Consider the following 24,552-nt stretch of genomic DNA (forward strand, 5'->3'; position numbering starts at 1 on the left):
GTCATGAGTAAGTTCGTTGCGGCCCTGCCGATGTATGACTGGCCCGAGATGCGTGGCGAGGTCGACGCGCAGTGGGTGCCGCTCCGCGACGCCTTCCGGCAGAGGGGCATCGATGCGCCGGAGAGAATGGCACGCAGCAATCGCGACCTGCCGCCGGTGCCCGGTGGCATCCGCGACGGCGCCCGAAAGCTGATCGCGCCCGATCCGGCGACGCTGCCCCCGGACGAGTTCGATTTCCACCAGCTTTGGCTGAGCCCGGCGCTGCTCTTCGGGCAAACATGCTGGGGTCCGATGGAGCTTGGATTGGCCCGGCATGTGCAGGTGGTCGCCCAGCCAAGCTACGATGCAATCGAAGGCGGGCAGGGCGAGCTCTATTCCAGCGCGCTGGTGATGTTTTCGGATGGCGGCCCATCGGTTGCGTCGCCCGCGGACGGCAAGGCCGCCATTCCGCTCGATCTTATCCGCGGCAAGCGTTTCGTCTTCAACAATCCGGATTCGATGTCCGGGGTGCTCGGATTGACGCGCGACCTCGAGGCACTGGGCGAAGGTCTCGACATCTTCGGGTCGCGCAGCGAGAGCGGCGGCCACCGGTCGTCGATCGTCGCCGTCGCCGACGGCAAGGCCGACATCGCTGCCATCGATTGCCAGAGCTGGGCGCTGGCGCAGCGTTTCGAGCCGGCGGCGCGAGGCGTGAAGGTGGTCGGCTGGACGGCAAGGCGAAAAGGCCTGCCGTTCATCACCGCCAGGACAACACCGATGGACGTCGTTGCGTCCATGCGGGAAGCCATCGCCGGCCTTGGCCTGGAAGGATCAGTTGCCGAGCAGCCTTTCGTCGAGCGGGTAGGCTGAGAGCTTTTCGTTGCCGGTTTCGGTGATCAGGATCTGCTCCTCGATCTTGACGCCTTCGCGTCCGCCCAGCCGGCCGATGTAGCTTTCCGCGCACAGCACCATGCCGGCTTCGAGCACGCCGTCGGGCGTGTCGTCCGTCCAGTCGCTGGCATGCGGCAGGGTCGGGTACTCGTCCGCCAGTCCGACGCCGTGATAGAGCACGCCGTAGCGCGCCGGAAAGCAGTCGCCAGGCGGCACCGCCGAGCGCTCGGCGAGATCGCGGAAAGAGATGCCCGGTCGCATCAATTGCGTGTTGTGGGCGATCTGGTCGGCGGCGATGCGGAACAGGTCGCGCTGCTCGTTCGACGGTCTCCCGTCGCCGCAGAGCCAGGTGCGCGAGAGGTCAGCGCAAAAACCGTAGGGACCGATGAGGTCGGTATCGAAGGCGACGAGATCGCCGTCCTCGATGACACGCGAGGAGCATTCCTGGAACCAGGGGTTGGTGCGCGGGCCGGACGACAGAAGCCGGGTCTCGATCCATTCGCCGCCGCGCGCGATGTTGCCGCGATGCAGTTCCGCCCACAGTTCGTTCTCGGAAATGCCCGGCTTCAGCGCCGCTTCCATCTCGCCCATCGCCGCTTCGCAGGCGACGATGGCGCGGCGCATGGCAAGGATTTCGTCCGGCGATTTGATGAGGCGCGCATTCTCCATCACCGCCTCGCCATTGCCGACCGTGATGCCGCGGCGTGCAAGCTCGTCCACGCCTTCCGGATTGATGTGATCGACGGCGATACGCCGGTTGCCGCCGCCGTGCTCGGCAAGGAGCTCGGCGATTCCGGTCGCCCAGCGGCGGACTTTCTTGTCGGTCAGCTCGCCGCTGTAGAGATACATCCACGATACCGTGGGACGCACCTCGTCGACGATGCCGGCATGGTCCGACAGGTGCTCGCAGGAGAAATAGTCGAACAGCACCACCGGGCCTTCCGTCGCCACGTAACAGTGGCGGGTCGGATTATGCGCGACCCAGAGCTGCATGTTGGTCGAGTCGGTCGCATAGCGGATGTTGACCGGGTCGTAGAGCAGGGCGCCGGCATAGTCGCGGCGCTTGAGCTCGGCGCGGATGCGGTCGAGCCGGTAGCTTCGCATGGCCGGCAGGTCGGGAGCGGCAATGCCGGCCGCCGCCCATTCGGCTTCGGCCTGCGCGCCATAGCCCAACACGTGCTGGTTGAGCGCGGCGGCCTTCTCGCGGGAGGCCTCGCGCAGCGCGTCGACCGAACCTGGCTCGAACGGCATGATCTTGCGGTGGCGACCGAAGCGTAATTTGTCCATGCGGTCCCCCCGGGCGCTCTATTGCGCCTTGATCCTGCGAAGTCTGGTGATCGTGACCTGGCGGGTCGCCGGTGCGCTGCCAAGCAGTTGAGGCACCGCGATGCGCTGATGGACGGTGTCCATCACATAGCCGGCCTCGGCGATCCTGTCGAAAATGACAGAAGCCGGTTCTTCGTCATCCGCCAGGACAAGCACCGCAGGCTCGCGAATCGACTTGCCGAAATCGGGTATCTCGTCGTCAAGCACGATGAGATCGGGATCGACCAGGCGAAGATTGCCGATCCAGAACCAGTTTGAAACCACTGTACCGACGGGCCCGTCGGCGGTCAGCTGACGATGGAGCGAAGCGTAGTCGATCCGCACGATGCCGCCGCGGTTGTCGCCGCCATGGACGTGCATGTACCAGCTTGCCGGCAGCACCAGGATGGCGATCACGGCGCCGACGAAGACGATCGTGGCTTGCGTCTTCCGGCCTCTCTCTCCTATCACGTCCAGGCGCATGGCAAGGGCCGCCGGCAGCAGCACAAATATAGGCAGCATCCAGCGATCGCGAAACTGTGTGACGCCGCCGGCGATCACCACCGCCAACGTGATCACCACGGCAAAGCCAATCGCGCGCCAGAGCAGCTTTTCGGGCCATGGTCCAGGTCCGGATGGTGGTGCGGGTTTCTTGCGTGCCAGGAAAAACGCGACGGCAAAGACCGCCACCGGAAGCCCGGCAAAATTGAGTATCGCATTGCCCAGGCCGAGAATGCCGCGAGACAAGGTCTTCGTAGCGTTGCCACCCTCGGCGACGCCCAAGCCCCCGCTGTGGGCCAACAGGTCCCCCAGATGCGTGAGGCTCCAGTAGAATGTCGGCAGGCACACAAGGATCGCCACGACCACGCTGATCAGGAAACGACGGTCGAAGATCGCCTCCCGCGTTTCGCGAAAGGACAGAGCCGCAAAGAACAGCGCGGCAATGAAGATGACGATGTTGTATTTCGACAGCATCGCCGCGGCGGTCGCCAGGCCGAGCAGCACATAGGCGACTGCGGATCGCCGTTTCTGTACCTCGACCAACGCCAGGAGCAGCAGCGCCGAAAAACAAAAAACCGCGACCGAGTGGGTGAGTGCGTGCTGCATCTCCCACACGATCTGCGGAAAGAGCAGCAGGCCGAACATTGAGGCGGCGGCCGCGCGGTTCGAGTAGCCCAGGCGGCGCACGGCGGCGAAGCATGCGATCAACCCACCGGCCAGGAGGACGTATTTGACGATCTTGAGCGCGAGGATGTTGGTTCCGACCAGCGAAGTCGTGAGAATGCCGAGCCAGGTGTATAGAGGCGGCTGTGAGCTGCCATAGCCGGCCGCGAGGAACCGCATCGCCATCAATTGTTCGGCGTCGTCGACGCCGACACCCGTGCCGACGAAGTGGGACGAGAGCGTCATCACCACGATCTGGACGAGGCAGTATGCGAGGGCGAATGCGATCGCGGCGCTGAGAGGGCCGACCCGTTCGTCGCAGAGCCAGTCGGTCCATTTCTCTAGCAACTGCAAGGAAGTCGTCTTCTCATCTAATGCGTTGGTGGCCGGTTGCTAATATAGCCGGCCACCCACGAGATCCGAAAGAGGTGCAGGTTCCTTATGTGCGCATCTTCTCGCCGCTCGGGTCGAAGGGCGGCTCGACATTGATGCGGGCCGGGCGGCGGTGGCCGAGGATCTCGATCTCGAACAGGCCGGCGCTTTCGTCCTCGGCAAGGGCCGCGGGCACAAAGCCCTGCGCCATCGACTTCCGCACATAATGCGCGTAGCCGCCCGAGGTCACCCAGCCGACGACGCGCCACTCGCCGTCGACGATGCCGCGCACGGCGGAGGCGCCTTCGGCGGCCTTGGAGCCGCGGACTTCCTTGCCCGTCTCATCGAAGCGCGGCGCGCCATAGCCATGCGGCTTTTCCACCGTGCCGTAATCCTTGCTGACCTTGGCCCAGATCGGCTCGTCGCCCATCACGTCGGCGTCGGCCGCGTCGACGATGAAGGAGACGCGGCGCAGCTTCGGCCCCTCGGCCTGTTCCTTCGCCGACGCCTCACGGCCGATGAAGTCGTTCTTCTCGAGCTTGATGAAGCGGTCCATCGAGCCTTCGAAGGGGCCGTAGATCGGACGAAGTTCGCGGAACCAGGTCGGGAAGTTCTTTTCCAGGCGCATCGACAGCAGCGCGCGCATGCCGAAATCGACGATGCCGAACTCTTCGCCCGCGTCCTTGATCGCCTTGTACACCAGGCGCTGGTAGGCGGGCGCCATCCAGATCTCGTAGCCGAGGTCGCCGGTATAGGTGATGCGGTTGACCATGCAGGGCGCGCCGCCGACCGCCATCTCGCGGAAGTCCATGAAGCGGAAGGCCTTGGTCGAGACGTCGACATCGACCAGCTTCTGCAACAGATCGCGGGATTTCGGCCCGGCGATGGACAGGCCGACCAGCGTCTGGTCGAAGCGATGGATACGCACAGATCCGTCCTTCGGCAGGTGCTTCTCGAACCAGCGCATGTGATATTTCTGCGCCGCCGACGAGCCCCAGATCATGAAACGGTCCTCGCCGGTCTTGGCGATGGTGAAGTCGCCGATCAGCTTGCCGAACTCGTTGACCATCGGGCTTAGCACGATGCGGCCGATCTTCGGCATGCGGTTGGTCATCAGCCGGTTGAGGAAATCCTCCGCTCCGGGACCCGAGACTTCGTATTTGGCGAAGTTGGCGATCTCGGTGACGCCGACCTTCTCACGCGTGGCACGCACTTCCTCGCCGATCGGGCCGAAATCGTTGGAGCGATGGAACGAGACGATGTCCTTCGGCTCGGTGCCCTTCGGCGCGAACCAGAGCGGTGTTTCCAGGCCCCACGAGTCGCCCATGACCGCGTTGTTGGCGAGCATGGTGTCGTAGAGCGGCGTCGTCTGCGCCGGACGCGCGGCCGGCAGTTCCTCGTTCGGGAAGCGGATCGAGAATCGCCGCGAATAATTCTCGCGCACCTTGGCGTTGGTGTAGCGCAGGGTCGCCCATTCGCCGAAGCGGGCGACGTCCATGCCCCAGACGTCGAAGCCCGGATCGCCATGCACCATCCAGTTGGACAAAGCGAGGCCGACGCCGCCGCCCTGGCTGAAGCCGGCCATGACGGCGCAGGCGCACCAGAAGTTGGTCAGGCCCTGCACCGGACCGACCAGCGGGTTGCCGTCGAGCGCGAAGGTGAAGGGGCCGTTGATGATCTGCTTGATGCCGGCCTTCTCGATGCCGGGGAAATGCTTGAAGCCGATCTCCAGCGACGGCGCGATGCGGTCGATGTCGGGCTGCAACAGCTCGTGGCCGAAATCCCAGGGCGTGTTGACCGGCGACCACGGCTTGCAGGCCTTCTCATAGGTGCCGAGCAGGATGCCGTTGCGCTCCTGGCGGGTGTAGATCTCGCCCTTGAAGTCGAGCACGCCGATCATCTCGCGGCCGGTCGACTTGTTGAATGCCTCGACCTCCGGCATCGGCTCGGTCAAGAGGTACATGTGCTCCATCGCCAGCACCGGCAGCTCGACGCCGACCATGCGGCCGATCTCGCGCGCCCACAGGCCGCCGCAGTTGACGACATGCTCGGCATGAACCGTGCCCTGTTCGGTGATGACGTTCCAGGTGCCGTCGGCCTCCTGCGTCAGCTCGACGACGCGGTTGCGCAGCACGATCTCGGCGCCGAGCTTGCGCGCCGCCTTGGCATAGGCGTGGGTGGTGCCGGACGGATCGAGATGGCCCTCGACCGGGTCCCACATGGCGCCGACGAAATTCTTCTCGTCCATCAGCGGGAACATCGCCTTCGCCTCGGAAGGCGTGATCAGCTCGGTGTCCATGCCGAGATAGCGGCCCTTGGCGTGGGCCAGCCGCAGGAAATCCATGCGCTCCGGCGTATCGGCCATCATCACGCCGCCGGTGAGGTGCAGCGAGCAGGACTGGCCGGAGAGTTCCTCGATCTCCTTGTAGAGCTGGACCGTATAGGCCTGCAGCTTGGCGACGTTCGGGTCGCCGTTCAGCGTATGGAAGCCGCCCGCCGCATGCCAGGACGAGCCGGAGGTCAGCTCCGAACGCTCGATCAGCATGATGTCGGTCCATCCGGCCTTGGCGAGGTGGTAGAGCACAGAGCAGCCGACGACACCGCCGCCGATGACAACCGCTTTTACGTGGGATTTCATGAAGATAGATCCGTTTTTGAAGAGACTGAATCGAGTGAGCGGGGCGAGAAAACAAAGCGCAGATCGGGGGCGACGATGTTTTCGGCCAGCCTGCCATCAAGCGCGGCAAGGATGGTTTCACAGACGGAAGCACGATGTTTCAGGACGTCATGGCTCCAAAGGCGCAGGATCGAATTGCCTTGAGCACGCATGATGCCGTCACGACGGCGGTCGTATGAACTGTCGGCGTGTTGGTGCCCATCGAGCTCAACGACAAGCCATTTTTCGCGGCAAGCGAAGTCAGCGAAAAAGGGACCGATGGAAAACTGACGCGTAAAGCGATAGCCGCCAAGCTTGCGTGACTTCAGCTCAAGCCAAAGCAATGCTTCCGCCTGATTGCCGGCTTGCCTGAGGTTTTTTGCTCGCTGGGTCGTGCCCTGTTTGCGGCGACTACGCGTTTCACGGAGGGCTTCCCCCACTCCGTCGCCGCTTCGCGGCGCCACCTCTCCCCCCTCCGGAGGGAGAGGAAGGGCGCCAGCTGGAATCGCCTCGCGCCTTTCCTCTCCCCCGTCGACCGGGGGAGAGGTGTCGAGCGAAGCTCGACGGAGTGGGGGTCGACTGCTCATCAGGTCAAAACAATGATCAGAAATCTGTCGGCGCGCCGCCTTCGGCGCGGCGCTTCTCGACGAAGTCGTTGAGCTCCTCGCGGATCGCCGGATCCATGTAGGGCTCTTCGTAGGCGGCAAGGCGTTCCTTCCACACCTTGTTGGTCCGCTCCAGCGCCGTCGGCGAGCCCGCCTCGGTCCAGGTCTCGAAATTGCGCCAGTCGGAGACGATCGGCGAGTAGAAGGCGGTCTTGTAGCGCTCCTGCGTATGCTGGGTGCCGAAGAAATGGCCGCCCGGGCCGACAGACTGGATGGCGTCGAAGCCGAGCGCGTCCTCGGAGAGGTCCAGCGGGGTCAGGAATTCGGCCACCATCTGCAGCAAATCGATGTCGAGGATGGTCTTTTCGTAGGAGCAGCGCAGGCCGCCTTCCAGCCAGCCGGCGCCGTGCATCATCAGATTGCCGCCGCCCTGGATGGCGCCCCACAGCGAGAAGACGCTTTCATAGGCCGCCTGCGCGTCGACCGTGTTGGCGGCGCAGGTGTTGGAGGTGCGGTAGGGGATGTTGTAGCGCCGGGCGAGCTGGCCGCCGACGAGCTGCGCCTTCATATATTCGGGCGTGCCGAAGGCCGGCGCGCCGGATTTCATGTCGACATTGGAGGTGAAGCCGCCATAGCCGACCGGCGCGCCCTTCTTCACCATCTGCGCGAAGGCGATGCCGGAAAGCGCCTCGGCATTCTGCTGCACCAGCGCGCCGGCGATGGTGACCGGCGCCATGGCGCCGGAGAGCGTGAACGGCGTCACGATCACCGCCTGGCCCATGCTCGCCATCTGGATGATGCCTTCCATCATCGGCACGTCGAGCTTGAGCGGCGAATTGGTGTTGATGATGGTGAAGACCGACGGCTCCTGCATCAGCTGCTCGCGGCTGACGCCCCGTGCAATGCGGGCGATCTCGATGCCGTCGACATTGCGCTCCTTGCCGAGCGAATAGATGTGGAAGACCTTGTCGGTCAGCATGGCGAGGTCGCGGATGCATTCGAGATGCCGGACCGATGGATGGATGTCGATCGGCTCGACCGGATAGCCGCCAGTGCACTGCAAGATGTTGTGCATCTGCGTCAGGCGCAGGAAGTTGCGGTAGTCGGCCTGGTTGCCGGGCCGCCGGCCACCATCGAGGTCAGAGCAATTGGGCGCCGAGGCCATCATGGCCAAGATGACGTTGTTGCCGCCGAAGCGCAGATTGTGCGCTGGATTGCGGGCATGGAGCGTGAATTCCGGCGGGCAGTGCGAGACGAGATCGAGGATCATGTCGCTGTCGAAGCGCACGCGCTCGCTGCCTTCGCTCACGTCAGCGCCATGCGCCTTCATGATGCGGCGGGCTTCCTCATGCAGCACGTCGACGCCGATCTCCTTGAGCACGCGCAGCGAAGCGAGATGGATCGATTCCAGCTCGTCGTCGGAGACGAACTTCGTCGGCGTCAATGGGTTCTTCAACTGCCGGAAAGCAGGTTGCTCGAAGGCTGCCGACCCACCGGCGCGCTTCCCCGCACGGCCGCCGCGGCGGGCGCGATCTGTTGCCAATGCCGGTTCGGCGGGATGAAGAGCGGCGGTCATGAGAAGCCTCGTGAGGATGCGAAAGTGGCCGGCATAATGGACCGGCGGCAATCTCGCCGGTGAGGAGGCGGCGACCACTAGGGCGAGGGAAGCGACATGACGGAACGGGAGCCGGGTGCCGTCAGCACTGCAATGTGAGGGCCGTTACAGTTCTGTCTTTTACTTCTACTACACTTGTGCGTTGTGCATCCGAAGGGGGTAACGATGCCTGATGTCATCAAGGTGCGTGCGGCGACCAACAACGAGGTCGCGTTCCTGGCATGGGATATTGATGGGATAATCCCGGGCTGCCTTGGCTTCGAGATCGTCCGTATTTATCCGGATACCGGCGAGGAGCGTTGCCTGGCATCGTGGGTGCCGTTCAAGGGACAGCGCAACCCAAGATGGATTCCCCAGGACACCGGCGTGTGGCCTGTGCAGAAGACCTTTTGGCGCGATCTTACGCTGCGCCGGCGCCGCGATAGCCTCGATCTAAGACCGGAGGGTGAGAGGATCGCCTATCGAGTGCGGCCGGTCGGCGACATGAAACCGGGCCTCGATCCGGTGCCCGTGCGCCCAGACCAGGTCGTCGACGGCAAACCTGCATATGAAGGCGCACCGCGGCCGCTCGGCTATCTTGGGCAGGGCGCCACGAGCCCACCGGTCTTTCTCGGGCAGATGTTCGGCAAGGCCCGTGTCGCCTTCACCAATGGCGTGCTGTCGACGCAATGGATGTCGCATGCGCTAGCGGAAGCTGGCATCAAAGTCGGGCAGCGCGACAAGATCAGGGCGGAATTGCAGAACCCGGCGAGCAAGATACGGGCCTATCTTCATGGCGACGTGCCGAATGTGCTGACCAGCCTGCTGGAACGGGCCAAGGCCGAAGGCGGCACCGTCAGGCTTGCGCTTTATGAACTGGGCGACGACGAATTGTGCAAGGCGATCACCGACGCCAAGGATTTCGTCGAGGTCATTCTTTCCAATTCAGCCAAGGACCGGCCTTTCGATGCGCCCGAAGACGACAAATCCGAAGTCTGGGACGCCGGCAATGCCCCGTTCAGAAAGCGGCTGCGTGACGCAGGCGTGCCGCTCACCGACCGGCTGTTCAACAACAACCATATCGGCCACAACAAATTCGCCGTTTACCGCGACGCCCAAGGCAAGCCGCAAGCCGTCATGACCGGCAGTACCAACTGGACGTCGACCGGTATTTGCGGACAATCCAACAACGCTTTTGTCCGCGACGATCGGGCTATGGCGGAGGTGTTCAACGCCTATTGGGAGCGTATGAAGGCCGACGCCTTTCCGCCGCCGGTCAATGAAGGCGCGCCCGGTCATGTCGCGCAGACGCAAGGCGCGCCGTTTCGTACGGAAAACCACATACCGAACCCATTGAATGGTGCGACGGCGCCGTTGAATGGGCTTACCGTGTGGTTCTCGCCGAATGATCCCAAGCGCAACAAGAAGGACATTTCTGTCCTGCCCGTCGACCTCGGCGATGTTTTCGCCCGCATTAAGGCAGCGAAGGATGCGGTGCTGTTTCTGGTCTTCAATCCCTCGGTGCTCGGCGACAATTCGATCATCGACCACGCGGTCGCGGCAGCCAAGGCCAATCCGAAGCTAATCGTGCAGGGCGCCATCAGCGATGAAAGCGCCATGCCCAACTACGTCGCGCCGACAAAGGATCCGGTCACCCACAAGTCGAACAAGGACGGCAAGGCACCTTTCGTCTATCCGGAAAAGGTCTGGGAGTTGCCGAACGTCTCGATCGTGAGGGCGGCGAACCTGACCGCCGCCTCGATCGCCAGAGATTTCCAGGCGGAGGTACTCACTATCGGCCACGCCATTGTGCACGACAAGATTGTCATCATCGACCCGATGGCAGACAACGCCACCGTGATCACCGGCAGCCACAACCTCGGCTACAAGGCTTCCTACGAGAACGATGAGAACCTGGTGATCGTGGAGGGCGATAAGACGTTTGCGGCGGCGTATGCGGTGCACATGCTCGACATATTCGATCACTACAAATTCCGCGCCTGGCGCCGGACGATCGGAAAAGGCCCGTCGGACGACGACGGAATAGCGATCGATGACAAGTGGCTTAAACCCTATGTCGACGGCAAGAAGGGGGCGATCGCCCGGTATTTTCCATAAGGCGTGGTTGAGACGACGACGCGCTGACCTGTTGCCGCGACGCCGTTCGTCTGGCCGGTGCTCGTGGTCATGGGCGCTGTTACGGCGTCTACACCATGGCGCTGATCGAGCTCGGCAGCCGCTTTAAGGGCACGGCTTTGGTCGCCGGCAACGCCGCTTTCGCCTTGATGTGGGGCGTCGGCGGCGTCGTCGGCCCACCTGGCGCCGGCGCGCTGATGCAGGCGATCGGACCGGTCGGGCTGCCGGCGGTGATCGCCGGGCTCGACGCGCTGCTTGTGGGTTTCGGATCCTACCGCTCCTTGCAGCGCCGGCGCTCCTGACAGGTATTGGCTGGAGTATGCGCCTTCGCGAGCCGTGGGCCTTACGGCAATCGCCGACAACGGCTAAGGCTCCGAGCGATTGGAGCAGGGATGATGGCTCTGGCGAAATCAGAGACCGGCGAGAGGATGCAATGGGCGGCGATCACCGGCGTGATCGCGACGGTGTCGGTGTTCGCCATCGCGCAGGGGTTCTCCTATCCGCTGCTCAGCTTCATCCTGCAGCGGCAGGGCGTGTCGCCGGCCGTGATCGGCCTGTCGGCGGCGATGACGCCGGTCGGCTTCATCCTGTCCTCGCCGCTGATCCCGGGGCTGGCGCGCCGGTTCGGGGCAGGGCGCACCGCGCTCACTTGCGCCGTGCTGTCGGCGCTGGTGCTGGCGCTGATCGGCTGGACGCAAGACGTCTATTTGTGGTTTCCGCTGCGCTTCCTGATCGGCGTGGTGACCAATCCACTTTATGTGCTCAGCGAAATCTGGGTGATCGCACTGGCGCCGCCATCGCGGCGCGGGCGCGTCATGGGCATCTATTCGACCATCATCTCGGCGGGTTTCGCGGCCGGGCCGCTCTGCCTGCTTGCCGTCGGCACCGAGGGCTGGCCGCCCTTCCTGGTTGGTATCCTTGCCTTCCTCTTCTGCGGCGCCTGCCTGGCGGTCGTGGTCAAACGCCTGCCCAAGGTTGATCAGGCCGGCGAGAACGTTTCAGTGCTGGGCTTCATGCCGCTCGCCTGGCTGCTTCTGTCGGCGGTCGTCGTCGCAGCCGGTTTCGAGCAGTCGGTGCTGGCGCTGCTTCCCGTCTACGGCACGCATTACGGCATTCCCGAGGCACGCATGTCGGCGCTGCTGTCGGTGATGATTGCCGGCAACATCGCCATGCAGGTGCCGCTCGGCCTGCTCGCCGAAAGGCTGACGGCCCGCCTGGTGCGGTTCGGCTGCGTTTCGGTGACGATCCTCGGCTGCGTGCTGTTGCCGATGCTGATCGAGACGCCGCTGATCTGGCCTTGCGTCTTCATATGGGGCGCGGTGTCCTACGGCATCTACACGACGTCGATCATCGAGCTCGGCGAGCGTTTTGCGGGCTCGCCGCTGGTCGCCGGCAACGCCGCCTTCTCGCTGATGTGGGGTGTCGGCGGCATCGTCGTGCCGCCGCTCGCCGGTGGCGTGATGGACGTGATTGGCGCGGCGGGCCTTCCGGTGACGCTCGGCGCGATCTGCGCGGCATTGGCCGTAACGACCGTCTTTCGCAGGCGAGTGGTGTAGGCTGAGAAGCCGTCGAGCCTGCTCTTGAATGTTCGCTTGACGAACGCGATGTAGGCAGGACCTGCCAGACGAGATCCCGGAGACCTGCATGACCAGCCCGATGACGAAAACCCAGCCCGAATTGGCGGCCGAGGATCCCTTCCTCTGGCTGGAGGACCGCAACGGCAAGGAAGCGCTCGACTGGGTTCATCGCCAGAATGCGGTGACGGTCGCCGAATTGCAGGGCGACCCTTCCTATCAGGGCGCGTTCGAAACCGCGCTCGACCTGATGACCGCCGAGGACAATATCCCGGTCGGTGCGGCGCTCGCCGGCCATGTCTATAATTTCTGGCAGGACAAGACCAATGCGCTCGGCCTGTGGCGGCGCACAACGGTCGCTTCCTACAAGACCGACAAGCCCGAATGGGAGACGATCATCGATTTCGACCAGCTCTCGGCCAAGGAGGGCGTGAAATGGGTGTTCGGTGGCGCCAGCCGGCTCTATCCCGATTTCGACCTCTGCCTGCTCTCCATGTCGCCGGATGGCGGCGACGCCAGCGAGATGCGCGAGTTCGACATCGCGACGAAATCCTTCGTTGAAGACGGTTTTCGCGCTCCCGCCTCGAAGTCGGGTTTTTCCTGGCTGGACAAGGACACGGTGATCGTCTCGGCCGCGTTCGAGGAGGGCGACAAGACCCAGTCCGGCTACCCGCGCGTGATCAAGCTCTGGCGGCGCGGCACGAAGCTGGAAGACGCTACGCCGATCTTCGAAGGCGAGAAGCATCACCTTGCGGTCGGCGGCGGTGTCGAGTTCGATGGCGACAAGCGGCATGTGCTGCTTGGCAGGACCATCGACTTCTTCACCTCGCACAGCTTCCTGCGGCTGGCATCGGGCGAGAACCGGCGCGTTCCGCTGCCCGACGACGCCACCGACACGGCGGTCTTCAAGGGACAGCTCGTTTTCGGCGTGCGCAGTCCGTGGACGGCGCCCGACGGCACACCCTGCCTGCCCGACGGGCTCTACTCCGTGGATTTCGACCGCTGGATCGAAAATGGCACGTTCGGACCTTTGGAAACTCTATTGGAGCCGGCCCATCGCGTTTCGATCGCTGGGCTCGCCAGGACGCAGGACCGGCTGTTTATCAACCTGATGGACAATGTGCGCGGCAAGGTCGTCGTTTGCGATCGCACCGACAAGGGCTGGTCGCTGAAGCCGGTCGGCCTGCCCGGCAACGGCAATGTCGGCATCAGCCATGCCGAGCATTTCGGTTCCAGCGTCTCCTTCTCCTTCACCGATTTCCTGACACCGAGCTCGATCATCTGGTCGGACGACGATGGCGAGATGCTTCAAACGGTGAAATCGCAGCCGGCGCGCTTCGATGCCTCGCCTTACATTTCGGAGCAGTTCGAGGCGCGCTCGAGGGACGGTACGATGATTCCGTATTTCGTGGTGCGGCGCCGGGACCAGACGGGGCCGGCGCCGGCGCTGCTTTACGGCTATGGCGGCTTCGAAGTGCCGCTCTTGCCCGGCTATGCCGGCATCCGCGGCAGACTCTGGCTGGACAAGGGCAACGCCTATGTGCAGGCCAATATCCGCGGCGGCGGCGAGTTCGGTCCGGCCTGGCATCAGGCGGCGCTCAAGGCTAATCGCCAGAAGGCTTTCGACGATTTCGCCGCGGTGGCGGAGGATGTGGTCAGGCGCGGCATCACAACGGCGGCGCAACTCGGCATACAAGGCGGCTCGAATGGCGGCCTGCTCACCGGTGTGTCGTTGACACAGCGGCCGGACCTTTTCGGAGCCGTCATCATCGACGTGCCGCTGCTCGACATGCTGCGCTACACCGAATTGCCGCCCGGCGCCTCGTGGATTGCCGAATATGGCGACCCGTCGAAGCCGGAGGAGGCGGCTTGGCTTGGCGTCTATTCGCCCTATCAGCATGTCGCGGCGAATGCCGCCTATCCGCCCGTGCTCCTGATGACCTCGACCGCCGACGACCGCGTCCATCCCGGCCATGCGCGCAAGATGGCGGCGCGGCTGCAGGCCGCCGGTCACGGCAAGACGTTGTTCTTCGAAGAGACCGAAGGCGGACATGGCGGACGCGGCGACCGCCGCCCGCAGGCCGCGCAAACGGCGATGCGCTATGTCTTTCTGCAGCGGGCGCTGAGCACCGAACCGAAAAGTGGAAGCCGGTTTTCGGAAAATCCGGTGCTCGACTGAAAACGCGGTACAGCTTGAATTCGTGGCCATGGGCGGCTTAATGTGCTGCCATGGTTCGCATCAGCACATCAGGCGCCTTCGGGGTCGCGGTGACGCCGTCACCGCGCACGCTGCGTGCCGAGCTTTTGCGGCTGTGCGCCCGCATCGGCTATTCGCCGCCCGCCTTCCTCTGACGAATCCGCCCCGGCTGCTGCCGGATTGATTCAAGAGGAAAGATCAAACCCATGACCTATCAGAACTATTCGCTGAAGCAGCTTCAGCAGATCGATGCCGCGCATCACCTTCATCCCTTCACCGACCACAAGGAACTGCGCGAGGCAGGCTCACGCATCATCACCCGCGCCGATGGCCCGTTCATCTACGATTCGGAAGGATCGGAGATCCTCGACGGCATGGCGGGCCTGTGGTGCGTCAATGTCGGCTACGGCCGCGACGAGCTGGCGGACGCCGCTTATGCGCAGATGAAGGAACTGCCTTACTACAACTCCTTCTTCAAATGCTCGACGCCGACGCCGGTGCTGTTGTCGAAGAAGCTGGCCGAACTGGCGCCCAAGCATGTCGGCCAGGTCTTCTACGGCTCGTCCGGTTCGGAGGCCAACGACACGGCGCTGCGGCTCGTTCGCCACTATTGGGCGCTCGAAGGCAAACCGGAGAAGAACCGCATCATCTCGCGCAAGATGGGCTATCACGGCTCGACCATCGCCGGCACCTCGCTCGGCGGCATGGAGCCGATGCACAAGCAGCTCGGCGGCGCCGTGCCCAACATCGTCCATGTGATGATGCCTTATGCCTATGAGCTCGCGCTGCCCGGCGAAAGCGACCATGATTTCGGCATCCGTGCTGCCAAGGCGGTCGAGGACGCGATCCTGGAAGCCGGCGCCGACAAGGTCGCCGCCTTCATCGGCGAGCCGGTCATGGGCGCGGGCGGAGTAAAAATCCCGCCGATGAGCTACTGGCCGGAGGTACAGCGCATCTGCCGCAAATACGATGTGCTCCTGATGCTCGACGAGGTGATCACCGGCTATGGCCGCACCGGCGAATGGTTCGCCGCGCAGACGTTCGACGTGGAACCCGACACCATCACCACCGCCAAGGCGCTGACTTCAGGCTACCAGCCGCTGTCGGCACTGCTGGTCGGCGACCGTATCAGCAAGACGCTGGTCGAGAAGGGCGGCGAGTTCTATCACGGTTACACCTATTCCGGTCATCCGGTGGCCTGCGCGGTGGCGCTGAAGAACCTCGAGATCATCGAGCGGGAGGGCCTGGTCGAGCGCGTCAGGACCGACACCGGTCCCTATTTCGCGCAGGCGCTGCAGGAGCGCATCGCCGGCCACAGGCTGGTCGGCGAGGTGCGCTCGATCGGCTTGATGGGGGCGATCGAGATCGTCAAAGACAAGGCGACCAAGGAACGCTTCTTGCCGTCGGGAAGCGCCGCCGTCGTCGTGCGCGACCATGCGATCGCGCAAGGCATGATGCTGCGCGCGACCGGCGACACGATGATTCTGTCGCCGCCGCTGATCTGGACGCGCGGCACGATCGACATGGCCTGCGAGCGCATCGCCAAGGCGCTCGATCTTGCCGAGGCGGACCTACGCAAGCGCTGAGCGAGGCGACCCTGGCATCTAGGGGGCGAAGGAGCGTTGCGGAATGATATCCGTAGCGATCCTGTGCGCCCCCCTCTGTCCCGCCGGCGACTCTATGCCATCGCGGCAAACTGACCGAGGGGCGCTACCAACGATGTCTGCGAGAAGGGGCGTGTAAAGGCAAAAACCGCGCCCCAAAGGGAACGCGGCTTTGCCAGATACGCATGGCGTTTCGCTACGAGCGACTTGCGAAACTTACGGGCTCCGGTACGCGAGACCTGATCCGGAGCGCCGGGCGGTTGCGATGTCCGCCTCGCAGTCCGTTTTAAAGGCACATCGTTACCGGTGGGTTATCGAGAGCTTAAGCAAATCTAAATTTGCCGGCTTTGTGTCGAAAAAATCCGCTGATAAGCCTTTGAAAGCAGTTGTTTAGCTTTTATCGCCGCGCAGGAAATTTATGATGCCGGAAAAATCGACGCCGGCATTCCCTTGTGCATTGAACAGCGCGTAGAGCTGCGTCGCCTCGGCGCCGAGAGGCGTCACCGCGCCGGCGCTTTGCGCGGCCTCTTGCGACAGTTTCAGATCCTTCAGCATGAGGGCTGCGGCAAAGCCTGGCTTGTAGTCGCGGTTGGCGGGCGAGGCCGGAACAGGGCCGGGCACCGGGCAGTAGGTGGTGAGCGACCAGCACTGGCCGGAGGAAGTGGAGGCGACGTCGAACAGCGCCTGGTGCGACAGGCCGAGCCTTTCGGCCAGCACGAAGGCCTCGGCAACGCCGATCATCGAGATGCCGAGGATCATGTTGTTGCAGATCTTGGCGGCCTGGCCGGCGCCGTCGCCGCCGCAATGGACGATGCGGCCGGCCATCGGCTTCAGGATCGGCTCGGCGGCGGCAAAGGCCGCGTCCGAGCCGCCGGCCATGAAGGTCAGCGTGCCGGCGGCGGCGCCACCCGTGCCGCCGGAGACCGGTGCGTCGATCGACGGCAGGCCATGCCTGGCGGCAATCGCGTGCGCCTTGCGCGCCGATTCGACATCGATGGTCGAGGAGTCGATGAACAAAGCGCCTTGCTTCGCCTTGGGCGCGATGTCCTCGTAGACCGACAGCACATGCTTGCCGGCCGGCAGCATGGTGATGACGACATCGGCGTCCTTCACCGCGGCGACGGCGTTGGCCATCACCGTCACGCCGTGCTCTTTCGCGACGGTGAGGTTTTCCGGAACAAGATCGAAGCCGTTCACCGCATACCCCGCCTTTACGAGGTTGGCGGCCATCGGATTGCCCATGTTACCCAAGCCGATGAAGGCGATCGTCGTCATAGTAGTACTCCGTGATTTGGGCAGTAGGCAGTAGGCAGTAGGCAGTAGGCAGTAGGCAGTAGGGGGTCTATTCAGGTGCGAGCTTGATAATAAGCTGGCGAAGCATTTTTCCGATGGCTTCTGTGGCTGACAGCATATGATGGACCTCATTACGAGTGGCCAGGCCGATGCGTTCAGCGATCTGGAGATGCGTCTCAAGCTCCTTTAGAGAGCCTTGGGCTATCCTGAGAAACTGTTGGTAAGAGCCGGTGTTGTCTCGGCCGTAACCTTCCGCAATGTTTGCAGGGATAGACGTGGCTGAGCGGCGAACTTGGCTGGTCAGCCCATACAATTCCTCTTTTGGCCATGCCTTGGTCAAGGAGTAGGTCGCGACAGCCAAATCCATGGCCTGCTGCCAGACGATCAAATCCTTGTACGAGTTGATCTTGCCGGTCATCTTTCCCTACTGCCTACTGCCTACTGCCTACTGCCTACCAATCAGCGATCTCGCGATGATGACGCGCATGATCTCGTTGGTGCCTTCGAGAATCTGATGGACGCGCAGGTCCCGCACCAGCTTCTCGATGCCGTAGTCGTGCAGATAGCCGTAGCCGCCATGCAGTTGCAGCGCCTGGTTGGCGACGTCGAAGCCGATATCGGTGACGAAGCGCTTGGCCATGGCCGACCATTTGCCGGCATCCGGCGCCTTGCGATCGAGCTTCGCGGCGGCGGCGTAGAGGAAGATGCGGGCTGCCTGCAGCTCCGTCTCCATGTCGGCCAGCCTGAACTGCAGCGCCTGGAACTGGTTGATCTTCGATCCGAAGGCCTTGCGCTCGGCGGTGTAGGCGAGCGCCTTGTCGAGGGCCGATTGCGCGCCGCCCAGCGAGCAGGCGGCGATGTTGAGCCGGCCGCCGTCGAGCCCGGCCATGGCGATGCCGAAGCCGGCGCCTTCCGTAGCAAGCAGATTTTCCGCCGGCACCTTGCAATCCTCGAAGATGACCTGGCGGGTCGACTGCATGTGCCAGCCCATCTTGTGCTCGTTGGCTCCGAAGGAGAGGCCGGGCGCGTCCTTGGGCACGACGAAGGTCGAAATGCCCTTCGGCCCGTCGCCGCCGCTGCGCGCCATGACGACGTAGAGGTCGCTGTCGCCTGCGCCCGAGATGAACTGCTTGGCGCCGTTCAGGACATAATCGCCGTCGCTCTTCACCGCGCGCGTCTTCAGCGCGGCGGCATCCGAGCCGGAGCCGGGCTCGGTCAGGCAATAGCTCGCCAGCCATTCCATCGAGGTCAGTTTCGGCAGGAAGCGCCGGCGCTGCTCGTCGCTGCCGAAGCGGTCGATCATCGAGGCCGCCATGTTGTGGATCGAGATGAAGGAGGAAAAGGCCGGATCGGCACGCGCCAGCGCCTCGAAGATCAGCACCGCGTCGAGCCGTCCCAGCGCCGAGCCGCCGACATCGTCCTTGACATAGATGCCGCCGAGGCCGAGCGGCCCGGTCTCGCGGATCACATCGGCGGGAAAGTGCTTTGCCCGATCCCAATCGAGCGCGTTCGGCGCGACGCGGTCGGCCGCGAAAGCCTCCGCCATCTCCTGGATGGCGCGCTGTCCCTCGGTGAGTTCGAATTGGCCAGTGCCCGCATCGACTGCCGCGTCCATGGCGTGCTCCCTGTCGCTTCAGGCCTTGTGGCCTGTCGTTTTTGGCTTTGCGCAACAATCAATCTAGACCAATGATGCCGCCGCGCAACCCGGCCGCCCGCGGACCGGCTGTGCGTGGATTGATCAACGGAGCCGTGCGTGCCGACAGTTTCCGATCAGTTGCTGGACCGGTTCCACTTCTATCTCGACGGTGCCGACAGCGCGCTGGTCGCGGATGCGGTCGCGCGCATCGACTGGGACATGCCCTCCCGTCCGCTCGAACCGCGTCCGCTAAGCTGCCTCCGCCATCTCGACCGCATCGCAGAGGCTGCGCCGCAGGGCGCGCGGCTGCTGGCGCGGTTCGTGGCCGACCATCGGGAGGAATTGCGCTGGGGGCAGACTTACACTGCCACCGATTTCGGCCAGGCCTTCATCGACAATTACGGCTGGCTGGAGGTGTTCGGCACGCGCGGGTATTTCGTCAACGACGCAGTTGCGGCCGGGCTGCTGATCCTCGGGCCTGACATCGTCTATCCCGACCATCACCACACCGCCGAGGAGATCTACATTCCGCTGACCGGCAGCACCGAATGGCGCATGGGCGAAGGCTGTTTTCGGGTTCGCGAGGCCGGCGAGGTCATCCACCACGCGTCCAACGTCAGTCACGCCATGCGCACGGGCAAGGAGCCATTGATGGCGCTCTATATCTGGCGGGATGGGCCGCTGGCACAGAAGTCGATCATCGGCTCGGAGGGCAGGAGCTGATGGCCAAGGCAATCATGCTACAGGGCACAGGCTCGGATGTCGGCAAGACGGTTCTCGTGGCGGGGCTCTGCCGGGCAGCGAAAAAGCGCGGGCTGAAGGTCAGGCCGTTCAAGCCGCAGAACATGTCGAACAACGCCGCCGTCGCCGATATTCCCGGCGACAACAAAGCCGGCGGCGGCGAGATCGGCCGCGGGCAGTGGCTGCAGGCGCTTGCCTGCGGGGTGACCCCGACCGTGCATATGAACCCGGTGCTGCTCAAGCCGCAGAGCGATATCGGCTCGCAAGTCGTGGTGCAGGGCAAGGTGTTCGGCGAGGCGCGGGCGCGCGATTACCAGGCGATGAAAGCCCGGCTGATGCACGCGGTGCTGGATTCCTGGGCGAAGGTCGGGGAGGGCGCCGATCTCGTCATCGTCGAGGGCGCCGGCTCGCCCGCCGAGATCAATCTCCGCAACCGCGACATCGCCAATATGGGCTTTGCGACGCGTGCCAATGTGCCGGTGGTGCTGGTCGGCGACATCGACCGCGGCGGCGTCATCGCCTCGGTCGCCGGCACGCATCTGATCCTGCCGGAGGAAGACCGACGCATGATCGTCGGCTACCTCATCAACAAGTTCCGCGGCGATGTCTCGCTGTTCGACGAAGGCATAAGCGCAATCGAGAAATTCACCGGCTGGCACTGCTTCGGCGTGGTGCCCTGGCTGAAGGCTGCCGCGCGGCTGCCGTCCGAGGATTCGGTCGTGCTCGAACGCCTCGCCTCCGGCGAGAAGCGGGCGCTGAAGGTGGCGGTGCCGATGCTTTCGCGCATCGCCAATTTCGACGATCTCGATCCGCTCAAGGCCGAGCCGCAGGTCGAGGTGGTGTTTGTGCCGCCGGGCAATAAGCTGCCGGAGGATGCCGGGCTGGTGGTCATCCCCGGCTCCAAATCGACCATCGGCGATCTGATAAAATTCCGCGAGAATGGCTGGGATCGCGACCTCATCGCCCATCGCAAGCGCGGCGGCCATGTGGTCGGTATTTGCGGCGGTTATCAGATGCTTGGCCGGAGGGTAGCCGATCCGGACGGCATCGAAGGCGGCGTCACCGAAGCGGAAGGCCTCGGCCTGCTCGACATCGAGACGGTGATGGAGCCGGAAAAGACGGTGCGCAATTCAAGCGCGCGTTCGGTGCAGTTCGGCCTGCCGCTCGAAGGCTATGAGATCCATCTCGGCCGCACCACCGGTCCTGACACGGCGAGACCGTCGGCGATCATCAACGGCGTCGAGGACGGCGCGACCTCCGCCGACGGCAAGGTCATCGGAACCTACCTGCACGGGCTGTTTTCGGCCGACGCTTTTCGCGCCGCTTATCTTGAGAGCCTGGGGGTCAAAGGAGGTGGCATCGACTACCGCGCCGAGGTCGAGAAGGCGCTGGACGAGGTTGCGACGGAACTGGAGAGGCATCTCGACTGCGACGCGATTTTTGCGCTCGCGCGATAGACCTCTCATCAACACGTCTGAGATTGGCGAAAACGCTCATCGGGTCGTCATTCTATGGTGGAGCAAGGAGCGAAGCGACGCGCGCAGACCATAGAATCCATTCCGTGACCTTAAGGCGTTGCAACCGCGCAGAATTCTGCTCCGCTGCATTCCTCGGCGAAAGTAGCGGAATGGATCCTCGGGTCTCCGCGACGGAGCTTCGCCCGTGGATGACGAAGTTGGGATGCTTTCGCCAACCTTCAGCGTCGGTGCTGAGGGTTTCAAGCCTTCTCCCTGGCCTTCGGCCAATAGGTGCCGAAGGACCAGACATTGCCTTCCGGGTCGAGGCAGATGAACTCGCGGCTGCCGTAGTCGCGGTCGACCAATTCCTGAATGATCTGGGCGCCGGCCTTCTTCGCCTTGGCATAGGCGGCGTCGGCGTCATCGACGGCAATGTAGGTCGACTTGCCGCCACCGCCGCCAGGCTCGCCGACCATCTTGCCGTAGTCGTCGTCGCGGGCGGTGCCGAGCATGATCATCGAGGACCCGAAGGTAAGCTCGGCGTGATGGACGATGTCGCCTTCGCCGTAGCGGGCGCGCACCTCGAAGCCGAAGGCGTCGCACAGCCAGTCGATCATCTTGGCCGCGTTCCTGTAGCGCAGGGCGGGATAGATGCGAGGTGCTTCCGTTGCCGTGGGCATGACAAACTCCCTGATGACTTGATGGAAGCCAGTCTCAGGCAAAAGCATTCCGGCGTCTTGAAGAAATGTTACCTGCCGCAGCGGACGCTAAAGCGCGTCGCGATCTTTCAGATTCGCTCCGTGCGCTTTAGGTTTTTGATTTTACGCATGTCTTTGTCCCGAAACCGGTTCCCACTTTCGGGAGACATGCTTTAAGCCAGTGCGGCGAGTGCCGTCGGCGTTTCGCCGGCGAGCTGACGAAACTCGCGCACCAGATGCGCCTGGTCGGCATAGCCGCAATCGGCGGCGATGCCGGCCCAGTTGTCTTGTTGCCGCTTCGATAACGAAAGCGCACGGTTGAAGCGCACGATGCGCGACAATGTCTTTGGCCCGATGCCGATCGCTTCGGTGAAGTTTGCCGCCAGATGCTTGCGGCTCCAGCCGATCTCTCCGGCAAGCGCCGAAATCCGGGTGCGGCCGCCCGACGCGATAACAGCCCCGTAGGCCCAGGCGACTTCGGAAGAAAGCCCGTTGGCCTCCGCAAGCCGGCTGGTCACGAAACCCTCGGCAATGGCAAAGCGCGTGTCCCAATCCGGTGCTTCGCCTAGCCGTTCGCGCAATGCGATGCCCTCGAAGCCCAGCGCATCGTCGAGGCCGACCATGCGGTCCTTCAATTCGCTCATCGGCAGGCCGAAGAATCGCCTGGCGCCAAGTGGCGTGAAATTCACCTGGACGCAGCAGGAGCCGCCGAAGGATTCGATCACGACGGGGCCGGCATAGAGGCCCGCCGCGAAGCTGGCAAAACGGTCGTTGTCGCCGGGATTCCGGCCGAGCCCGATGGCGAAGGCTTCGGCAAAACTGATCACCAGCGGCACGGTGAGCGAGGCATATTCGACGATGCGGAAATGGCCGGGCCAAATCTCGCGATAGCCGCAGACATCGGTGACAATGCCCGCGAGCGAAGCGGCGGGTTTGCGCCGGACCATCTCGAAATGGAGGGCCGGGGACTGATTGTCTTGTCTATGGCGCTCTGTCTCGTCGGACATGGCTCAAGCCTAGCAGACCGTGCCCTCAAATCAAAAGCGCCCGGCAGGGCCGGGCGCTTCGAGTTGCCGGAGATTTGGTGTGCTCAGGCGCCGCGCATCAGGCAGCCGGCGGCAAGCACGATGTAGGCGATGAGCATAATCCACACCGACGCGAGAGGAATGAACGCAAGAAGGCCAAGAGCGGCAAGAAGGCCGATGATGGCGATGACCAACGAAATAATGAACACGATCTGGGTGGGTGCACTGAGATTCATGTCTGTCCCTCCAACATGATTCGCACGCACGAACTCTACCAGCAGGATCGTCACACACCAATGAGTTGGCGTAGGGGATTGGCCGGGTCGGCAAGCAGCTTCACTGCCAGCGCCACGCAGACGATCACCAGCAGCGGCTTGATCAGTTTCGCGCCGATCTTGATGGCGAGGCTAGCGCCGACGCGTGCGCCGAGGAACTGCGCCACGCCCATCATCAGGCCGATCTTCCAGTCGATAACACCGACGGCGGCGAAGACGACGAAGCCGCCGATGTTGGAGGCGAAGTTGAGCAGCTTGGTGTGGGCGGTCGCCTTGAGCACGCCGTAGCCGGCAAGGCTGACGAAGGCGAGCATATAGAAGGAGCCGGCGCCGGGGCCGAAGAGGCCGTCATAGAAGCCGACCAGCGGCGGAATGATGAGGCCGAACAGGAACGGCGAGAGGCGTTCGGCGCGGTCGACATCGTTCATGTTGGGTTTGAAGGCGAAGTAGAGCGCGATCGCGATCAACAGAACCGGCAAAAGGGCGCGCAGGAAGTCGCCGGGCACCACCGTCGCCAGCAGAGCGCCGACGGCGCCGCCGACGAGCGCCAGCAGCGCGGACGGAAGCTGGCGGCGCAGATCGACCTGGCCTTTGGCCGCATAGTGGATAGTGGCCGAACCGGAGCCGAACATGCCTTGCAGCTTGTTGGTGCCGAGGGCCGCGACGGGGGAGAAGCCCGCCAGAAGCAGCGCAGGGATGGTGATGAGGCCGCCGCCACCCGCAATCGAATCGACAAAGCCTGCCGCAAAAGCGGCGGCGGTGAGTATGAGGACGGTCTGGAGAGTAAGGTCGATCATCGGGCGGGGGGCTCTGCGAGGGAAGACGCAGCTTCCATCATGCCCGACCAGTTTGCGCAAGACCGATTCCACGCTAACAATCAGAGCGGAATCGCAAGGGGAGGCTTATGGCGATGGCGCTGCTGGACCAGATACGCTCGATCTTCGATGGCGACCCGGGCGTGCGCAAGGTGGCGGACGATCCGGTGCTGTCGGCGGAGCTTCTGATGCTGTTTCGCATGATCCTTGCCGACGGCGCGGTCTCGGAGAGCGAGATGGTCGCCTTCCGGCGCATCTGCAAGGAGGCCTTCGGCATCCCCGAAACCTCGATCGACAGTGTCATCGAATATCTCAACGATTTTGGCTACGAGACCAACGGCTCGCAGGCGATCGCCTTGTTCCGCGACCTCGACATCGAACGGCGCAAGCTGCTGGCACGCCATATGGCGGAGATCGCCAAGGCCGACGCCAAGCTTGCCGAAAGCGAGGTGAAGCTCCTGCGTCGCACGCTCGACCTGCTCGATATCAGCCCGGTCGATTTGGTGAAGCCCGCTGACTGAGAGCGAGCTAGCCG

22 protein-coding genes are annotated in these 24,552 nt (G+C 63.7%); 10 read left to right on the forward strand and 12 right to left on the reverse strand.

What is annotated here, in order from left to right; genetic code table 11:
- Positions 1-3: 3 nt before the first annotated feature.
- Complete coding sequence (locus ABID26_RS20845; RefSeq protein ID WP_354416223.1) at positions 4-849, forward strand: phosphate/phosphite/phosphonate ABC transporter substrate-binding protein; 846 nt, start codon at positions 4-6, stop codon at positions 847-849.
- On the opposite strand, the gene ABID26_RS20850 is transcribed toward ABID26_RS20845, so the two are convergent.
- The 5 genes from ABID26_RS20850 to ABID26_RS20870 all read right to left on the reverse strand — a co-directional run bounded on the left by ABID26_RS20850 (position 811) and on the right by ABID26_RS20870 (position 8,548).
- Positions 811-2,157, reverse strand: a complete 1,347-nt coding sequence (locus ABID26_RS20850; protein ID WP_354416225.1) for a M24 family metallopeptidase — start codon at positions 2,155-2,157, stop codon at positions 811-813. The two genes, ABID26_RS20845 and ABID26_RS20850, sit on opposite strands and share 39 nt — an antisense overlap.
- An 18-nt stretch (positions 2,158-2,175) precedes the next feature.
- Positions 2,176-3,693: an ArnT family glycosyltransferase gene (locus tag ABID26_RS20855; RefSeq protein WP_292367305.1), complete on the reverse strand. Its 1,518-nt coding sequence runs from the start codon at positions 3,691-3,693 to the stop codon at positions 2,176-2,178.
- Between the two features lie 85 nt (positions 3,694-3,778).
- A complete protein-coding gene (locus ABID26_RS20860) occupies positions 3,779-6,349 on the reverse strand; it encodes a GcvT family protein (RefSeq protein ID WP_354416227.1) in 2,571 nt (856 codons plus the stop codon).
- Complete coding sequence (locus ABID26_RS20865; RefSeq protein WP_354416229.1) at positions 6,346-6,807, reverse strand: endonuclease domain-containing protein; 462 nt, start codon at positions 6,805-6,807, stop codon at positions 6,346-6,348. Before ABID26_RS20865 ends, ABID26_RS20860 begins: the two co-directional genes overlap by 4 nt.
- A 163-nt stretch (positions 6,808-6,970) precedes the next feature.
- The gene (locus ABID26_RS20870) at positions 6,971-8,548 is read right to left on the reverse strand and encodes a trimethylamine methyltransferase family protein (protein ID WP_354416230.1); all 1,578 of its coding nucleotides are present in this window, start codon (positions 8,546-8,548) and stop codon (positions 6,971-6,973) included.
- Between the two features lie 204 nt (positions 8,549-8,752).
- On the opposite strand from ABID26_RS20870, the gene ABID26_RS20875 reads away from it, so the two are divergent.
- The 6 genes from ABID26_RS20875 (at position 8,753) to ABID26_RS20900 (ending at position 16,059) form a co-directional block, all read left to right on the forward strand.
- Complete coding sequence (locus ABID26_RS20875; protein WP_354416232.1) at positions 8,753-10,684, forward strand: phospholipase D-like domain-containing protein; 1,932 nt, start codon at positions 8,753-8,755, stop codon at positions 10,682-10,684.
- 95 nt (positions 10,685-10,779) lie between these two features.
- Positions 10,780-11,004 (forward strand): hypothetical protein, encoded by a 225-nt coding sequence (locus tag ABID26_RS20880; RefSeq protein ID WP_435528595.1) that lies wholly within the window; start codon positions 10,780-10,782, stop codon positions 11,002-11,004.
- A gap of 93 nt (positions 11,005-11,097) precedes the next feature.
- Positions 11,098-12,258, forward strand: coding sequence for an MFS transporter (locus tag ABID26_RS20885; RefSeq protein WP_354416234.1), 1,161 nt, complete (start codon positions 11,098-11,100; stop codon positions 12,256-12,258).
- Positions 12,259-12,346: 88 nt separating this feature from the next.
- Positions 12,347-14,455 (forward strand): prolyl oligopeptidase family serine peptidase, encoded by a 2,109-nt coding sequence (locus tag ABID26_RS20890; protein ID WP_292302348.1) that lies wholly within the window; start codon positions 12,347-12,349, stop codon positions 14,453-14,455.
- 50 nt (positions 14,456-14,505) lie between these two features.
- Positions 14,506-14,628 (forward strand): capsid protein, encoded by a 123-nt coding sequence (locus tag ABID26_RS20895; RefSeq protein ID WP_126088701.1) that lies wholly within the window; start codon positions 14,506-14,508, stop codon positions 14,626-14,628.
- Between the two features lie 51 nt (positions 14,629-14,679).
- Positions 14,680-16,059, forward strand: a complete 1,380-nt coding sequence (locus tag ABID26_RS20900) for an aspartate aminotransferase family protein (RefSeq protein WP_292302345.1) — start codon at positions 14,680-14,682, stop codon at positions 16,057-16,059.
- Between the two features lie 408 nt (positions 16,060-16,467).
- Here the strand turns inward: ABID26_RS20900 and mmsB are convergent, their stop codons facing one another.
- From mmsB to ABID26_RS20915, 3 genes are all read right to left on the reverse strand, one after another.
- Positions 16,468-17,352, reverse strand: coding sequence for a 3-hydroxyisobutyrate dehydrogenase (mmsB, locus tag ABID26_RS20905; RefSeq protein ID WP_292302343.1), 885 nt, complete (start codon positions 17,350-17,352; stop codon positions 16,468-16,470).
- A 67-nt stretch (positions 17,353-17,419) separates the two neighbouring features.
- The gene (locus ABID26_RS20910; protein WP_126099656.1) at positions 17,420-17,788 is read right to left on the reverse strand and encodes a four helix bundle protein; all 369 of its coding nucleotides are present in this window, start codon (positions 17,786-17,788) and stop codon (positions 17,420-17,422) included.
- 27 nt (positions 17,789-17,815) lie between these two features.
- Entirely contained in the window at positions 17,816-18,985 is a 1,170-nt protein-coding gene (locus ABID26_RS20915; protein ID WP_354416237.1) for an isobutyryl-CoA dehydrogenase, read from the reverse strand.
- Between the two features lie 138 nt (positions 18,986-19,123).
- Between ABID26_RS20915 and ABID26_RS20920 the strand changes: the two genes are divergently transcribed.
- Positions 19,124-19,729 (forward strand): dimethylsulfonioproprionate lyase family protein, encoded by a 606-nt coding sequence (locus tag ABID26_RS20920; RefSeq protein ID WP_354416239.1) that lies wholly within the window; start codon positions 19,124-19,126, stop codon positions 19,727-19,729.
- Positions 19,729-21,204, forward strand: a complete 1,476-nt coding sequence (locus tag ABID26_RS20925; RefSeq protein ID WP_126099659.1) for a cobyric acid synthase — start codon at positions 19,729-19,731, stop codon at positions 21,202-21,204. The genes ABID26_RS20920 and ABID26_RS20925 overlap by 1 nt, the downstream gene beginning before the upstream one ends.
- A 260-nt stretch (positions 21,205-21,464) precedes the next feature.
- Here ABID26_RS20925 and ABID26_RS20930 read toward each other — a convergent pair whose 3' ends face one another.
- The 4 genes from ABID26_RS20930 to ABID26_RS20945 form a co-directional block, all read right to left on the reverse strand.
- Complete coding sequence (locus ABID26_RS20930) at positions 21,465-21,884, reverse strand: VOC family protein (protein ID WP_126099661.1); 420 nt, start codon at positions 21,882-21,884, stop codon at positions 21,465-21,467.
- Positions 21,885-22,075: 191 nt separating this feature from the next.
- Positions 22,076-22,909, reverse strand: a complete 834-nt coding sequence (locus tag ABID26_RS20935; RefSeq protein ID WP_292302339.1) for a helix-turn-helix domain-containing protein — start codon at positions 22,907-22,909, stop codon at positions 22,076-22,078.
- 83 nt (positions 22,910-22,992) lie between these two features.
- On the reverse strand, positions 22,993-23,163 hold the full coding sequence (locus ABID26_RS20940; protein ID WP_126099663.1) for a hypothetical protein: 171 nt from the start codon (positions 23,161-23,163) through the stop codon (positions 22,993-22,995).
- A gap of 50 nt (positions 23,164-23,213) precedes the next feature.
- Positions 23,214-23,999 carry a TSUP family transporter gene (locus ABID26_RS20945; RefSeq protein ID WP_292302336.1) on the reverse strand — a complete coding sequence of 262 codons (786 nt, stop codon included), beginning with the start codon at positions 23,997-23,999 and terminating at the stop codon, positions 23,214-23,216.
- A gap of 107 nt (positions 24,000-24,106) precedes the next feature.
- Here ABID26_RS20945 and ABID26_RS20950 point away from each other — a divergent pair, with 107 nt between their 5' ends.
- Entirely contained in the window at positions 24,107-24,538 is a 432-nt protein-coding gene (locus tag ABID26_RS20950; RefSeq protein WP_126099665.1) for a TerB family tellurite resistance protein, read from the forward strand.
- The last annotated feature ends 14 nt before the right edge of the window (positions 24,539-24,552 follow it).

The organism is Mesorhizobium shonense (assembly GCF_040545255.1).
Lineage (GTDB): Bacteria > Pseudomonadota > Alphaproteobacteria > Rhizobiales > Rhizobiaceae > Mesorhizobium > Mesorhizobium shonense.